The organism is Devosia sp. 63-57 (assembly GCF_001899045.1).
Classification (GTDB): domain Bacteria; phylum Pseudomonadota; class Alphaproteobacteria; order Rhizobiales; family Devosiaceae; genus Devosia; species Devosia equisanguinis.
This window is the reverse complement of the sequence record NZ_MKUY01000005.1, coordinates 1,281,976-1,295,890: the sequence shown is the minus strand read 5'-3', so window position 1 is coordinate 1,295,890 and position 13,915 is coordinate 1,281,976. Positions and strand designations below refer to the sequence as shown.

General features: G+C 63.5%; 13 protein-coding genes. 6 read left to right on the top strand and 7 right to left on the bottom strand.

The window, feature by feature from the left end; all coding sequences use genetic code 11:
* Positions 1-26: 26 nt before the first annotated feature.
* A complete protein-coding gene (locus BGO80_RS14505) occupies positions 27-956 on the top strand; it encodes a 2-hydroxyacid dehydrogenase (RefSeq protein ID WP_286722036.1) in 930 nt (309 codons plus the stop codon).
* A gap of 15 nt (positions 957-971) precedes the next feature.
* On the opposite strand, the gene BGO80_RS14500 is transcribed toward BGO80_RS14505, so the two are convergent.
* The gene (locus BGO80_RS14500) at positions 972-1,430 is read right to left on the bottom strand and encodes a GNAT family N-acetyltransferase (RefSeq protein ID WP_286722035.1); all 459 of its coding nucleotides are present in this window, start codon (positions 1,428-1,430) and stop codon (positions 972-974) included.
* A gap of 107 nt (positions 1,431-1,537) precedes the next feature.
* Here BGO80_RS14500 and BGO80_RS14495 point away from each other — a divergent pair, with 107 nt between their 5' ends.
* Complete coding sequence (locus tag BGO80_RS14495) at positions 1,538-3,169, top strand: alpha-glucosidase family protein (RefSeq protein ID WP_286722034.1); 1,632 nt, start codon at positions 1,538-1,540, stop codon at positions 3,167-3,169.
* A 176-nt stretch (positions 3,170-3,345) separates the two neighbouring features.
* On the opposite strand, the gene BGO80_RS14490 is transcribed toward BGO80_RS14495, so the two are convergent.
* Positions 3,346-4,281: an AEC family transporter gene (locus BGO80_RS14490; RefSeq protein WP_286722033.1), complete on the bottom strand. Its 936-nt coding sequence runs from the start codon at positions 4,279-4,281 to the stop codon at positions 3,346-3,348.
* A 141-nt stretch (positions 4,282-4,422) separates the two neighbouring features.
* Between BGO80_RS14490 and glpD the strand changes: the two genes are divergently transcribed.
* The 3 genes from glpD to BGO80_RS14475 all read left to right on the top strand — a co-directional run bounded on the left by glpD (position 4,423) and on the right by BGO80_RS14475 (position 7,846).
* Positions 4,423-5,919 carry a glycerol-3-phosphate dehydrogenase gene (glpD, locus tag BGO80_RS14485; RefSeq protein ID WP_286722032.1) on the top strand — a complete coding sequence of 499 codons (1,497 nt, stop codon included), beginning with the start codon at positions 4,423-4,425 and terminating at the stop codon, positions 5,917-5,919.
* 75 nt (positions 5,920-5,994) lie between these two features.
* Complete coding sequence (glpK, locus tag BGO80_RS14480; protein ID WP_286722031.1) at positions 5,995-7,485, top strand: glycerol kinase GlpK; 1,491 nt, start codon at positions 5,995-5,997, stop codon at positions 7,483-7,485.
* Positions 7,486-7,507: 22 nt separating this feature from the next.
* Positions 7,508-7,846, top strand: coding sequence for a zinc ribbon domain-containing protein YjdM (locus tag BGO80_RS14475; protein ID WP_286723049.1), 339 nt, complete (start codon positions 7,508-7,510; stop codon positions 7,844-7,846).
* 45 nt (positions 7,847-7,891) lie between these two features.
* Here the strand turns inward: BGO80_RS14475 and BGO80_RS14470 are convergent, their stop codons facing one another.
* From BGO80_RS14470 to pdxH, 4 genes are all read right to left on the bottom strand, one after another.
* Complete coding sequence (locus tag BGO80_RS14470; RefSeq protein ID WP_286723048.1) at positions 7,892-8,644, bottom strand: DUF1499 domain-containing protein; 753 nt, start codon at positions 8,642-8,644, stop codon at positions 7,892-7,894.
* Between the two features lie 136 nt (positions 8,645-8,780).
* On the bottom strand, positions 8,781-9,917 hold the full coding sequence (locus tag BGO80_RS14465) for a M48 family metallopeptidase (protein WP_286722030.1): 1,137 nt from the start codon (positions 9,915-9,917) through the stop codon (positions 8,781-8,783).
* Complete coding sequence (locus BGO80_RS14460; RefSeq protein WP_286722029.1) at positions 9,917-11,131, bottom strand: DUF898 family protein; 1,215 nt, start codon at positions 11,129-11,131, stop codon at positions 9,917-9,919. The genes BGO80_RS14465 and BGO80_RS14460 overlap by 1 nt, the downstream gene beginning before the upstream one ends.
* A gap of 75 nt (positions 11,132-11,206) precedes the next feature.
* On the bottom strand, positions 11,207-11,836 hold the full coding sequence (gene pdxH, locus BGO80_RS14455; protein ID WP_329601468.1) for a pyridoxamine 5'-phosphate oxidase: 630 nt from the start codon (positions 11,834-11,836) through the stop codon (positions 11,207-11,209).
* A 112-nt stretch (positions 11,837-11,948) separates the two neighbouring features.
* Here pdxH and BGO80_RS14450 point away from each other — a divergent pair, with 112 nt between their 5' ends.
* The gene (locus BGO80_RS14450; protein ID WP_286722028.1) at positions 11,949-12,914 is read left to right on the top strand and encodes a DnaJ C-terminal domain-containing protein; all 966 of its coding nucleotides are present in this window, start codon (positions 11,949-11,951) and stop codon (positions 12,912-12,914) included.
* 31 nt (positions 12,915-12,945) lie between these two features.
* Here the strand turns inward: BGO80_RS14450 and BGO80_RS14445 are convergent, their stop codons facing one another.
* Positions 12,946-13,884 carry an L-threonylcarbamoyladenylate synthase gene (locus BGO80_RS14445; protein ID WP_286722027.1) on the bottom strand — a complete coding sequence of 313 codons (939 nt, stop codon included), beginning with the start codon at positions 13,882-13,884 and terminating at the stop codon, positions 12,946-12,948.
* Positions 13,885-13,915: the final 31 nt, after the last annotated feature.

Below are 13,915 nucleotides of genomic sequence, written 5' to 3'. Positions count from 1 at the left end.
CTTCCGACAAAGGGAGTCGCGCCGCCATGACCATCGAAATTCTCCAGACGCATAAGCTGCTTGCCTTCTGCGAGGCGGCGCTGGCCGAGCGCTACACGGTGCACAAGCTGCACGAGATAGAGGACAAGACGGGCTGGCTGGCGGCGAACGGCGCCCGTATCCGCGCCCATGCCGGTTCGGGGGTGCAGGCGGATTTGATGGACAAGCTGCCCAATCTCGAGATCATCGCCAGCTTCGGGGTCGGCTATGATAATATCGACATTGCCGGTGCCAAGGCCCGCAATATCCGGGTCACCAATACGCCCGATGTCCTCAATGACGCAGTGGCGGAATTGACGGTGGGCCTGATGATTTCGCTGGCACGCCGCATTCCGCAATCGGATCAATATGTGCGTCGCGGCAAGTGGCCCGGTGGCAATTTCGGCCTGTTGAGCGAATTGACCGGCAAGACTGTGGGTATTCTCGGGCTTGGTCGCATCGGCAAGGAAATCGCCACACGGCTGCAGGCGATGAAGATGCGCGTGGTCTATCATGGCCGCCGGCAGCAGCCACATACGCCCTATATCTATTACGACGATCTCGAAGACATGGCCCGCGACAGCGACTGGTTGGTGGTGATTGCCCCCGGCGGCAAGGGCACGGAGGGTATCGTGTCGCGAAAGGTGCTCGAGGCGTTGGGGCCCGATGGTTATGTGGTCAATGTGGCGCGGGGCACATTGATCGACGAGCCGGCCATGCTCGAGCTGCTGCAGAATGGCGGGCTGGGCGGCGCGGCGCTCGATGTGTTCGTCGACGAGCCAGACGTGCCCGAAGCCTTCATGCACTTGCAGAATGTGGTGCTGTCACCACATCAAGGCAGCGCCACGCACCAGACCCGCGACGCCATGGGAGCGTTACTGGTCGCCAATCTGGAGCGGCATTTTGCCAAGGAACCGCTGATTTCGGCGGTGGTGTAAGCGCAAGAGAGGCGGCTAGACGGTGATGACGTAAACGGCGTGCGCTTCGCCGTTGAGCGGCACCATTTCCAGCAGCCGCCAGCCATCGGCGTCGAACAGATCCAGCGCTTCTGCCGTCAGTGCGTGGAGCCGGGCGTGACCCAGCCGCTTTGCCTCGAGCTTGGCGCGGGCCAGAAGCGCCCTGCCGACGCCGCGCCGTCGAAACACCGGATCGACGACCAGGCCGCCGAGCCAGGGCGAGCGTTCGGTGACCAGACCGCCCGAGCCGGCGGTGAGCGCGCAAGTGCCCACCACTGCGCCATCGGCAAAGGCAAGAATGCCGAGCGGCAGACGATTACGCTCCAGCCGGTCGCACAGATCGGCGCGGGCCGAAGCCCCGCGCGGATTGTACCAATCGGGCCATTGCCGCTCCAGCAGCGCGGCCAGGTCGCTGACTGTGGCTTCATGGTCGATCAGCAATCCGGTGGTGATCACAACTGCATTCCTCGCCTGCATGCTGCCCGATTAACAGCGGACGCACAAATCTATAGCCTCGTGCGCGAATCCGGCCCGGACATATAACGGCCAACAGGAGCAAATGAATGACCGAATGGTGGCGCGGCGGAGTGATCTATCAGGTCTATCCCCGCTCGTTTCAGGACAGCAATGGTGACGGTGTCGGCGATCTGGCCGGCATTATCGACCGGCTCGACCATATTGCCAGCCTGGGCGTGGACTGTATCTGGCTCTCGCCCCTCACCCAGTCGCCCCAGGCCGATATGGGCTATGACGTTTCGGACTATGTGCAGGTCGACCCGCTGTTCGGGACGTTGCAGGACTTCGACTTGTTGATCGAGAAGGCCCATGCGCTTGGCCTCAAGGTGATCATGGACCAGGTAGTGAGCCATACTTCTTCGCTCCATCCCTGGTTCCTCGAATCCGCGTTCAGCCGCGATAATGCCAAGGCAGACTGGTATGTCTGGGCCGACGCCAACCCCGATGGCACGCCGCCCAATAACTGGCTTTCGGTGTTCGGTGGCTCGGCCTGGGAATGGCACACGGCGCGCAAGCAATATTACCTGCACAATTTCCTCACCTCCCAGCCCGACCTCAATTTCCATAATCCGGCGGTGCAGGATGCGGTGATCGAGGTCATGCGCTTCTGGCTCGATCGCGGGCTGGACGGCTTCCGGCTCGATACGGTCAACTACTATTTCCACGACGCCAAGCTGCGCTCGAACCCGCCATTGGCGGAGCTCAATGGCAAGCCGGCCACCAATCCCTATGACATGCAGAGCCACAAATTCTCCAAGAGCCAGCCGGAGAACATGGACTGGCTGCGCAAGGTGCGGGCGCTGCTCAACGACTATCCCGGCACCACTACGGTGGGTGAAGTCGGCGACGACGAGCGCGGGCTGGAGCTGATGAAGCAGTACACTTCGGGCAGCGACCTGCTGCATATGTGCTATTCGTTCGACTTCCTGGGGCCGAAATTCTCGGCGGCGCATTTCCGCTCGAAAGTGGAAGCCTTCTTCGCCGATGGCGCCACCGGCTGGCCGTGCTGGAGCTTTTCCAACCACGACGTCATTCGTCACATGACCCGCTGGACGCCGTTCAGCGTTTCGTCGGCCGATCTGTCGCGCCAGGCGATCGCATTGATGCTCACGCTCAAGGGCTCGGCGGGACTCTATCAGGGCGAGGAGCTGGGGCTGCCCGAGGCGGATATCCTATTCGAGGAACTGACCGATCCGCGTGGCAAGCGCTTCTGGCCGGAAGACAAGGGCCGCGATGGCTGCCGCACGCCGATGCCCTGGCAGCATAATCTGGCGCATGCCGGATTTACCCATGGCAAGCCCTGGCTGCCGGTCAAGCATGCCGCCGTGGCTCTGAGCGTCGACCTGCAGGAAGCCGATCCGAATTCGTCGCTGCATTATTACCGGCAGATCCTGGCCTGGCGCAAAAATCACCCGGCGCTCAAGACCGGCGATATCGCCTTTTTCGACTGCGATGAGCCGGTGCTGGCCTATACGCGCACCGATGGCAATAAGGACCTGGTCTGCGTGTTCAACCTGTCGGCCGAGGCGCGTACTGTCACCGTCGGCGGCGTGGAGCCGGCGCTCGAGCCGGTCAGTCACAATGCCGAATTGTCCGGAACGACGCTGACGCTGGGACCGAACGGCTTTGCTATCCTGCCGGCACCGGCGGGAGAGGGCTCGGTGCGTTATCAGGGTTGAGTGGGTTCAACCACGCAGTGTCGCCCTCGGGCTTGACCCGGGGGCCAGTTGGTGAGGCACAGGCGCTGTAAACCGCAAGCGGCCGATGCCCCTCGGGTCAAGCCCGAGGGCGGCGTTGTGGGTGGGGAAAATTGGAGGTCACCGAGCAGAAGATGTTTGGCGTCCTAAACTTCGGCCTAAAGGCTCAAGATGAGCAGCCAGGCGGAGATGGTCAGGGCCGACATGACCGTGGCAATGAGGATGGTGTTGGTGGCGACGCTGACGCCGCGGTCGTAATAGGTGGCAAAGACATAGATGTTTACGCCGGCCGGCATGGCAGCGAGCAGGATGCCGTAGCGGGCGATGTCCATGGGCACATGCAAAATCCAGATCATCATCACATAGGCTAGCGCCGGATGGACGATGAGCTTGATGAGCGAGGCCACCAGCGCCGGCTTCCAGTTTTCCGAGAGCTTGAACTCGTTCAGCGCCCCGCCAATGCCGAAGAGGGCAGCGGGGACCACGGCCTGGCTCATCATGACGAAGAAGGCTTCGGCCGGCTCGATCAATTGCAGATCGGCCAGTGAACCCAGAATGCCGGCGGCGATGCCCCAGATCAGAGGGTTGGAGACGACGCGGCGCAGGGCCACCACCAAGGTCTTGGCGAGCGACTGGCCGTCCCGACGCATCAGCTCCATGGTGACCATGCCCAGGGTCAGCAGAATGGCGCCATGCAGGCCGATGATCGAGAGCGTGACCGGCATGGCCTGGTCGCCATAGGCCCGCGACATGATCGGCAGGCCAACCAGCACCGTATTGGTGAAGGTGCCGGAAAAGCCGGCAGCAACGCTTTCGCCGGGCGAATTGTTGAAGACGCGGCGGGCAATGATAATGCCGAGCACGAAGCAGATGGCAGCGCCGACATAAAACGGACCGATGATGCCGATATTAAAGGCGGAGCGGAAATCGCTGGTGCTGATCGAATAGAACAGCAGACAGGGCGTGGCGAAATTATTGACGAAGGCGATCAGTGCCTTGATGCCATCGGCCGGAAACAGCCGGAAACGCACGGCCCCATAGCCAAAGGCCATGAGCGCGAAAATCGGGGCGATGACGGCAAGAATATCGAGCATTGGCCTGAGGATGGGCCCTAGGATGCGTCAGCCGTAACCCGTCCCCAGGAAGCGGTCAATCTTTCGCGCGCGAGGCTGCAAAACGAAACTCATTACGTTTGAAAACGAAATAAAACGCGCTATATACGAAACCACTTGACGATGGGTGAGGACTGGATCGTGCTGGATATCTTTGTCATCGGTGGCGGCATCAACGGCGTGAGCGTGGCACGCGATGCGGTGGGCCGCGGGTTCAGCGTCGGGCTGGCCGAGATGAACGATCTCGCCTCCGGCACCAGTTCGGCCGCGACCAAGCTGATCCATGGCGGGTTGCGCTATCTCGAACACTACGAGTTCCGGCTGGTGCATGAAGCGCTGGCGGAGCGCGAAATTCTTTGGGCCGCCGCGCCGCATATCATCTGGCCATTGCGGTTCGTGCTGCCGCATCACAAGGGGCTGCGCCCTGCTTTCGTGCTGCGCACGGGCCTGGCGATGTACGACTATATGGGTGGCCGCAAGCTGTTGCCGCCGACCAAGACGCTGGACCTGACGCGCGACGTGACCGGCAAGCCGCTGAAGCCGGGTTATCGGCTGGGCTTCGAATATTCCGATTGCTGGGTCAATGATGCGCGTTTCGTGGTGCTCAATGCCCGCGACGCTGCCGAAAAGGGCGCAAAAATCCAGGTGCGCACCAAAATGACCGAGGCGCGGCGCGAGGACGGCGCCTGGACCATCACGCTTGTCGGCGAAAACGGCAAAGAGACGGTGCGCGCGCGCATGATCGTCAACGCTGCCGGCCCCTGGGTAGACAAGGTCATCAATGGCGTGGTCGGCAATAATGGCACGCATAATGTGCGGCTGGTGCAGGGCAGCCACATCGTGGTCAAGAAACTCTATGACCACGACCGCTGCTACATTTTCCAGAACGGGGATGGGCGCATCATTTTCGCCATTCCCTATGAGAACGACTTCACCCTGATCGGCACCACCGACCGCGACTATGAAGGAGACCCCAAGGACGTCAAGATATCGGCCGAGGAGACGAGGTACCTGCTGGAAGCGGCGAGCGAATATTTTGCCAAGCCGGTCACTCAGGACGACATCGTCTGGAGCTATTCGGGGGTGCGGCCGCTGTTCGACGACGGCGCCAGCGCGGCTCAGGAGGCAACGCGCGACTACGTGCTCAAGACCGATGGCGATGCGACGACCGGCGCGATCGTCAATGTGTTCGGCGGCAAGCTGACCACGTCGCGACGCCTGGCGGAATCGGTATTGGAAAAGGTCGAGGACGTGCTGGGTAAACGCGGTGCGCCCTGGACCAAGAAGAGCACCCTGCCGGGTGGCGATTTCGGGCCGATGAGCTTCGAGCCGGAAGTGCGCCGGCTGTGCATGGATTATCCAGCATTGCATCCGGATCTGATGAAACGGCTGATGCGCCTTTATGGCACGCGGGCGCGCAGGCTGCTCGGCGATGCGAGGACAGTAGCCGATCTCGGCCAGCATTTCGGCGCCGATCTTTATGAGCGCGAAGTCGATTATCTGGTTGCCGAGGAATGGGCGCGGACGGCACAAGATGTGCTCTGGCGCCGCACCAAGCTGGGCCTGCGCATGGAGCCCGGTGGCGTAGCACGACTTGAGGCCTATCTGGCCAGCAAATAGCCGCATGCCCGATTGGGCGCCTTCCCCGCCGGGGAAGGCTTAATAAAGAGCCGCAAGGCCGGTGGGGAGATTTTCATGACCAAGTTCATTCTGGCGATCGATCAGGGCACGACCTCGAGCCGGGCGATCCTGTTCGACCAGGCGCGCAAGATCGTGGGCGTGGGACAGAAGGAGTTCACCCAGCACTTCCCGCAGGATGGCTGGGTCGAGCACGACCCGGAGGAAATCTGGGACAGCGTGCTGTGGTCGATCAAGACCGCCATCAAGGAGGCAGGCGCCGCCGCCACCGATATTGCCGCCATCGGCATCACGAACCAGCGCGAGACGGTGGTAATCTGGGACCGGGAAACGGGCGAGCCGATCCACAATGCCATTGTCTGGCAGGATCGGCGCACCGCCGAGTTCTGCGCCAAACTCAAGAAGCAGGGCCATGAGCCGGTGTTCACCAAGAAGACGGGCCTGCTGCTCGACCCCTATTTCTCCGGCACCAAGGTCAAGTGGCTGCTGGATCATGTGAAGGGCGCACGCAAGCGGGCCAAGGCCGGCGAGCTGGCCTTCGGCACGATCGACAGTTTCCTTATCTGGCGGCTGACGGGCGGCAAGGTGCATGCCACCGATGCCACCAATGCGGCGCGAACGCTGATGTTCGATATCAGCGCCAATAGCTGGGACAAAGAACTGCTCAAGCTGCTCGACGTGCCGGCGGCGCTGCTGCCGGAGGTCAAGGATTGTGCCGACGATTTCGGCGTGACCGAAGCCGAATTGTTCGGCGCGGCGGCGCCCATTCTCGGCGTCGCCGGCGACCAGCATGCGGCCACGATCGGGCAGGCCTGCTTTGCGCCGGGCATGGTCAAGTCAACCTATGGCACGGGATGCTTTGCGCTGCTCAATACCGGCAGCGACATGGTGCGCTCCAAGAACCGGCTTTTGACCACCCTCGCCTATCGGCTGGATGGCAAAAGCACCTATGCGCTGGAAGGCTCGATCTTCATTGCCGGCGCGGCCGTGCAGTGGATCCGCGATGGGCTGAAACTGGTCAAGCATGCCAGCGAGACGGGCCCCCTAGCGCGCACGGCCGATCCGAGCCAGCACGTCTATATGGTCCCGGCCTTTGTGGGCTTGGGCGCGCCATGGTGGGATGCAGAGGCACGCGGCGCCATTTATGGGCTGACCCGCAATACCGGCCCCGCGGAAATTGCCAAGGCGGCGCTGGAGGCGGTGTGCTATCAGACCCGCGACCTGCTCGAGGCCATGCGCAAGGACTGGAAGGGCGGCGGCAAGGATACGGTGCTGCGCGTCGATGGCGGCATGGTGGCCTCGGACTGGACCATGCAGTTCTTGGCCGACATTCTCGATGCGCCCGTCGATCGTCCCATGATTCTGGAAACCACGGCCCTGGGCGCTGCCTGGCTGGCGGGCATGAAGGCCGGCATCTGGCCAGCCATGGACGAATTCGCCGCCAGCTGGGCCCGGGACCAGCGGTTCGAGCCGACCATGGATGGCAGTGAGCGCAAGGCGAAAATCGCAGGCTGGGACCAGGCCGTGCGCCGGACTTTGACGCGCTAGCTACAAATTACCCATATTGGCCATTGGCTTTGGGCGCGCGGTTTGCAATAGCACCCATATGAGCAATCAAGACGACGACTATGTATATGACGAAGCTACGGGCGAATGGCGCCCGGCTTCGGAGATGGCTGCTACCGATGCGAGTGCCCTAGAAGTGCGCGATGCTTCGGGCACGCTGCTGGCCGATGGCGATGCGGTGGTGCTGATCAAGGACCTCAAGGTCAAGGGCGCCGGGCAGACGCTGAAGCAGGGGACGGTGATCAAAACCATCCGCCTGACCGACAATCCCGAAGAGATCGACTGCCGCCACGATGCCATCAAGGGCCTGGTGCTGCGCACCGAGTTCGTGCGCAAGCGCTAAAGCGGCATTTCCGAAAAGCGCACGGAGGCTTTTCGGGCCGATGCGCTAGGAATCGCTGCCGGTCTCCACTTCCGGAGCCGCCTCGTCATCGGCTGGTTGCAGGATGTTGCGGTTATCGCGAATGAAGGCGGTGACCTCACTATCCAGCGCAATCAGGAAGTCGCTGATGCGCACGCCGTTGGAGCCGAAATCGTGCACGGCGTTGATCGAGGCGGAGCGCATGTCAACGGCGCTTCCGATCGCTTTGGGCATTACCCGAATGACCACTTCTTCCCGCCAGCCCACCAGCGTTACGATCCGCGCATTGAGGCGGCCGGTTTCGGTGGCATCTGCGGGTTCGCGGCGCAGCCTGATGTCCCAGCCTTGCGCCGTGGCCAGCCGCTCGACCAGGGCAAAGACCTGGAAGGCATCCAGCGGATAGGTGCGCGTGGTCACATTGGGGAAGATGCGGGCCTGCTGCTCGGCGGTGAGCAGGTGCGGCGGCGGCATGGCGGCGGTATCGGGCTCGAAGATCAGCGGCAGTTCGCTGCGCGTGGTGGTGGCGATATCGGTGACCAGCGGATAATCCGCAGCCAGATAGCCGAACCAGCCAAAGGGCGCGAGGCATACCAGCCCGAGAAACAGGCCGGCCAATGCCCTGCCCCAGCCCTGGTCGCCGGTGAACCACAGACGCGCCAAGGCGATCAGCGCGCAGAACACCGCCAGCGCCGCAACGAGCCCTGCCGCGAGCATGACCACATGAAAGGCCGGCGAGGCGATCAGCTGCTCGCGATGCAGAAATACGGGCAGGACGAGCATCGGCACGGCGAGACTGCCGAGCCGTCGCGACCAAATGGCCCATTTCGAGGTTCTGATCTTTATCCGCACCGGCGCCGCATTCCCTGAAATCGCAGGCAGGGTAAAGCGAAGGTGTTTCCTTTGCTTGAAGATGGGCTCATTTCGCCTTGAGCGCCTCAGGCTTGCACATGTCGCGAATGGCGTTCCACTCGGCATTGGTGAAGGCCGGCTCGAGCCCGCTCGGCCGTTCGCGCCCCAGATCCTCGAGCGCCAGGCGGCGATCGTCGGTCAGCGGATGGGTGCTGAGCAGCGCCAGGGCGCGGCTAAAATCATTGTCCTGCCCTACGCGACCGATAAGGCGCGCCAGGGCGGCCGGATCGAAGTCCAGCCGCTGGGCAACCGTGGCGGCGAAGCGGTCGGCCTCCCGCTCGGCTTCGCGGGAGAAGCGGGCATCGATGATGGTGGAGCCCAGGCCCGCAGCGACGGAAATGCCGGTCATGTCGCCGAGGATGAAGCCGATCAAAGCGCCGGTGCCGGCGGTGGATATCAATTGCTCCATGCCGTGGCGGTGGGCGACGTGGCCGATTTCGTGGGCCAGCACGCCGGCAAATTCGTCGGGCGTTCGGGCGGCATTGAGCAGGGCCGAGAAGAAATAGATGCGGCCACCCGGCAGAGCAAAGGCATTGGGGACGTCGGAGCGAACGACGCGCACATCGAGCGTGAAGGGCGACCCGACCTCGGCAATCACACGATCGGCAAAACGGGCAATGGCGCGGTTGGCAGGGCTTTGTGGATCGGGATCGCAAAGCGGCAGGCCGGCGTCGCCGCCAATGCTGGCTTCCACCTGGCCGGCGACGGTAGCGCCGATGCCCTCCTCCCAGCCGGGCGGCACGATGGCGACGATGCGGCTGGCAAGCAGCGGCACGCCAAAGGCATAGGCGAGAATAACCGCCGCCAGCGCCAGGGTGGACAGGGCCGCAAGGCGCACCTGCCGGCCGCTTTCACGCCGCTGGCGCTCTTCGAGCATGGGCAGGGTGGCGCGGATGCGCGCAATATCGGTTTCGCCAGAGACTACCACGCGTGCGCCATCAGGAAGGCCCACCGCCCCCAGCCGCAATTCGCCACTACGCCCCGGGATGACCTGGAGGGTTTGCGCGGGCCAGCGTGTCAGCTCGGCGTTTGACTGCGGCTCACGCAGTACCAGCGCGCCAGTCGTACCGAGCCGCTCGTAGAACAGGTTGACCTGATGGGAGGTGGCGACGAGGCCATCGTAATAGCGGGCGGAAATGGACATCAATATCCCCCCACATTGAGGGCATCGGCGAGGCCTTCGCCGGCCAAGGCCTTGTCCTCGGCGCGGGCGCGGATATCGGCGAGCGTCTCAAGCCCGTTGACGCTGGCCCGCTTGCAGACCAGGCGCCAAAAACCGAAGCCGAGAAACAGTTCGCTGACAAAAGAGAAAGCGGCAAAGAGCAGCAGATAGCCCAAAACGATGGAGAGCAGCGTGGTAACGCTGGACTGCATCGACCGCATCAAAGCGCTGAAATCGAAACCGCCACCGGCAAAAGCGTCCGGCGCGACAAGGCCCAGCACGAAAGCGCCACCAGCGGCGAGCAGCAGATAGGCGACGAGGAGAGCCAGGCCGAAGAGCGCATATTGCCCGATGAGATCGAGTGCCCCGATGCGCACGGTCAGGGCGGCATCGCCCAGGCGGATGGCAGAGAACATCCGCGTCATTTCCGCGGCGCGATAAATCGTGATGAGGATGCCGAGAATAAGGCCGAGGATCAGTAACTGGCCGATGGCGCCGGGATCGGGATCATAGTTTTCGAGCGGCTCGAACAGCCTGCCCTGTTCGGCGATGACAATCCCGTAGACCACCAGCCCTGCCCCGATGAGCCAGGCGCCGTAATAGGGAAAGGCCAGGCGTTTCCAGGAGCCCACGAAGCTGAAGGCGCGATCACCGAACCAGGTGTGGCGATAGCGATAGGCCCAGAGATTGGCGCTCATGAAGGGATAGGCGAGGCCGAGCGTCGCCACATTGAGCAAAGACCAGAAGAAGCGCCTGGCCCCATAGCCCCAGGGATTGCCGGTGAGATCGAAACGGATGCCGCGCCAGAGGGTGCGCGACAGGCGGAAGTCGCGGGCGCGATAGACGGCGTAGCCGGTCAGAAACCAGATGCCGACCGCGACGCAGCCATAGCCGGTGATCGCCAATTCCATCGACTGGGTGGAAAGGAAGAAAAACAATCCATAGAGGGGCAGGAACACCGCCAGCGCCATGAGGAAGCCAACCAGCAATTGCTGGGCGTTACCGGTATATTCGAGCGCGTCGCCGCCCAGCGCCGTATGGCCCCAGTAGAAGCGGCGCTTGCTGGTGGTCAGCCAGAAGCGGTTGAGCCCGATGGTAGGGACCATGAGGGCATAACCACGCAACAGCATGAAGGCCAGATCGAGCCGGCGGCCGCTAAAGCTGACGGATTGGGGGATCGGCTCGGTCGTTGGCATCTGGTCTCCAGCGGCAGATTGGATCACATCCAGGCGAGAGAATGGAGCGGCACCGACCGCGCCGGCAAGCCCAAATCAGGGGTAAAGCCGCGCGCTGCTCCACGGGGCGTCGGCTTGAGCGCGGGTGAAGCGCACCCGATCATGCAGCCGGTATTCCCCATCCTTCCAGAATTCGAGGCTGAGCGGCACGAGGCGGAATCCGGACCAGCGCGCCGGGCGCACCGGCTCGGCATCGCCGATGCTGCGGGTCAGGGCATCGACCTCGGCCAGCATCTGGGTGCGGTTCGCCAGCGGCCGCGATTGCTGCGACACGGTCGAGGCGATGCGGCTGCCCTTGGGGCGGGAGGCGAAATAGGCGTCGGCATCGGCCTCCGAGACCACTTCCACCGGCCCGCGCATGCGCACCTGGCGGCGCAGCGACTTCCAGTGCATGACCATGGCGGCCTGCGGATTGGCGAGCAATTGCCGGCCCTTGTCACTCTCGAAATTGGTGAAAAAGCAGAAGCCGCGCTCGTCCCGCCGATTGAGCAGCACCATGCGCACATCGGGCAGGCCGGAGGCATCGGCGCTGGCCAGCGCCATGGCATGGGGATCGTTGGGCTCACTCTCCTGCGCCAGGGCGAACCATTCCTCGAATACGGCAAAAGGGTCGAGGTCCGAACGGTCACCATCGTCGAACAGGCGTTCGGTGAGGGTCTGCAGCATCGTCATTATTCCTGCGCTTGAGCCCCTGCAAAACTGGACAAGGGCGGGGGGCGTGGCCATATAGAACTCGAAATGTCGGGCAAGCAACGCCCAACCCAGAAGATAGGACCAAATGCGCGATCCTTATACCGTGCTTGGGGTGTCGCGGGCAGCGAGCGAAAAGGACATCAAGTCTGCCTACCGCAAGCTGGCCAAGAAATATCACCCCGACCAGAACCCGGACGATCCTTCGGCACACAACAAGTTTGCCGAGGCGACCCATGCCTATGACCTTTTGAGCAACACCGAGAAGCGGGCTCAGTTCGACCGCGGGGAAATCGACGCCGACGGCAATCCACGCTTTGCCGGCTTCGGCAATGGCGGTTTCGGCGGTGGCGGTGCCAATCGCGGCGCACGCCCCGGGGCGGGTGCCGGCGGCTTTTCGGCCGAGGACATCCTCAAGGAATTCATGAGCGGCTTTGGCGGCCAACCACGCGGCGGCGGCAGGACCTCCTCGGCCGGCGGTGCGCAGTGGGACCCGTTTGCCGGCGCAACCGCTGGCGGCGCTGGAGCTGGCGCCCGCTCGGGCAAGGGCGAAGATATCGTCGTGAACGCCACGATTTCCTTCGAGGATGCGCATAAGGCAGCCTCGGTGCCGGTGCGCATGCCCTCGGGCAAAGTGCTGTCGGTGAAGCTGCCGGAAAAGGTGGAAGAAGGCCAGCAGATCCGGCTCAAGGGCCAGGGCTCGCCCAGCCCCTATGGCGGGGAACCCGGCGATGCGCTGGTGACCGTGCGCTTCGAGAAATCCAAGACCTTCCGCCGCGATGGCAAGGATATCCGCACCGATGTGCCGGTGACGCTTTATGAGGCGGTGCTGGGCGCCAAAGTGCGGGTGCCGACGCTGGATGGTTCGGTGGAGTTGAACCTGCCGCCAGGGGTGGACACCTCCAAGGCCCTACGTCTCAAGGGCAAGGGGCTCTACGGCGATGGCGATCTCTACGTCAATGTTCGCGTGGTGCTGCCACCGGGCGGCGACCCCGATCTCGAGGCCCTCGCCCGCTTCATGCGGGATCAGAAGCCCTATTCGGTGAGGGACTAGAATGGGTCTCGCGCCTTTCGAGGCGCGACACTCAGGTCCGGGGCGCGGCGGCGCGGCTCAGGCGATCATTGATGGCTTCGCCGAGACCCGCTTGCGGGATCGGTGCGACCGCGATGGTTGTCGCGCCTGATGCATCGAGTTCATGCAGCATCGAGAAAAGATTCCGTGCCGCTTCGCGCAGATCGCCGCTCGGCGACAGATTGAGCGTGGGCCCGTCGAAGGCGGCTGCGGCGCCGAAGGCCAGAAAAGCCTCGCCGGGGCGCGGCGCTGCATTGAGGCGAATGCCGGCCTCGGGCGCATAGTGGCTGAGCAGCATGCCGGGCGCGGAAATGGCTTCGCCTTCAACGGCCTGCTCCACGGGCATGCCGAGAGCGGCTTCGATCTCCTCGCGCGCCAGGGCGCCGGCCCGGAGCTGGATCAGCCGCTCGCCATCGATCGCAAGAATGGTCGATTCCAGCCCCGCCGTGCAGGGCCCACCATCGAGCACCGGCACCTTGCCGGCAAAGCCGCGCCACACCTGTTGGGCCGTGGTGGGTGAAAGTTTTCCCGAGGGGTTGGCGGAAGGCGCGGCCAGCGGCAGGGCGGCGGCGCGCAGCAGCGCCTGAGCCAGCGGATGATCGGGCACGCGCAGGGCAACGGTATCGAGACCGGCCGTGGCCACATCGGCAAGGCCATTGCCCGGCTGCATTGGCAGGACCAGACTCAGCGGGCCTGGCCAGAATGTCTCGGCCAGACGGCGCGCCAAGGGGGAGAACACCGCAAGCGTCTCGGCCATGGCCAGGTCGGCGCAGTGGATGATCAGCGGATTGAAGCGCGGCCTGCCCTTGGTTTCGTAGATCGACAGCACCGCATCGGCATTGGTGGCATCGGCGCCCAGGCCGTAGACGGTCTCGGTGGGAAAGGCGCACAACTGGCCTTTGCGCAGCAATTGGGCGGCGTCTTCGACGGAGAGGGCGGCGGGAGCGATCATGGGGGCTGTTTGACAATGCCACCGCGGCGCG

What these genes read in the sequence shown, in the direction of transcription:
- BGO80_RS14450 (WP_286722028.1), top strand. Translation starts at nt 11,949, where the DNA reads ATGCGCGATCCTTATACCGTGCTTGGGGTGTCGCGGGCAGCGAGCGAA.
- BGO80_RS14460 (WP_286722029.1), bottom strand. Translation starts at nt 11,131, where the DNA reads ATGCCAACGACCGAGCCGATCCCCCAATCCGTCAGCTTTAGCGGCCGC.
- glpD (WP_286722032.1), top strand. Translation starts at nt 4,423, where the DNA reads ATGGGTGAGGACTGGATCGTGCTGGATATCTTTGTCATCGGTGGCGGC.
- BGO80_RS14470 (WP_286723048.1), bottom strand. Translation starts at nt 8,644, where the DNA reads ATGCTCGTCCTGCCCGTATTTCTGCATCGCGAGCAGCTGATCGCCTCG.
- BGO80_RS14495 (WP_286722034.1), top strand. Translation starts at nt 1,538, where the DNA reads ATGACCGAATGGTGGCGCGGCGGAGTGATCTATCAGGTCTATCCCCGC.
- glpK (WP_286722031.1), top strand. Translation starts at nt 5,995, where the DNA reads ATGACCAAGTTCATTCTGGCGATCGATCAGGGCACGACCTCGAGCCGG.
- BGO80_RS14445 (WP_286722027.1), bottom strand. Translation starts at nt 13,884, where the DNA reads ATGATCGCTCCCGCCGCCCTCTCCGTCGAAGACGCCGCCCAATTGCTG.
- BGO80_RS14505 (WP_286722036.1), top strand. Translation starts at nt 27, where the DNA reads ATGACCATCGAAATTCTCCAGACGCATAAGCTGCTTGCCTTCTGCGAG.
- BGO80_RS14465 (WP_286722030.1), bottom strand. Translation starts at nt 9,917, where the DNA reads ATGTCCATTTCCGCCCGCTATTACGATGGCCTCGTCGCCACCTCCCAT.
- BGO80_RS14490 (WP_286722033.1), bottom strand. Translation starts at nt 4,281, where the DNA reads ATGCTCGATATTCTTGCCGTCATCGCCCCGATTTTCGCGCTCATGGCC.
- pdxH (WP_329601468.1), bottom strand. Translation starts at nt 11,836, where the DNA reads ATGCTGCAGACCCTCACCGAACGCCTGTTCGACGATGGTGACCGTTCG.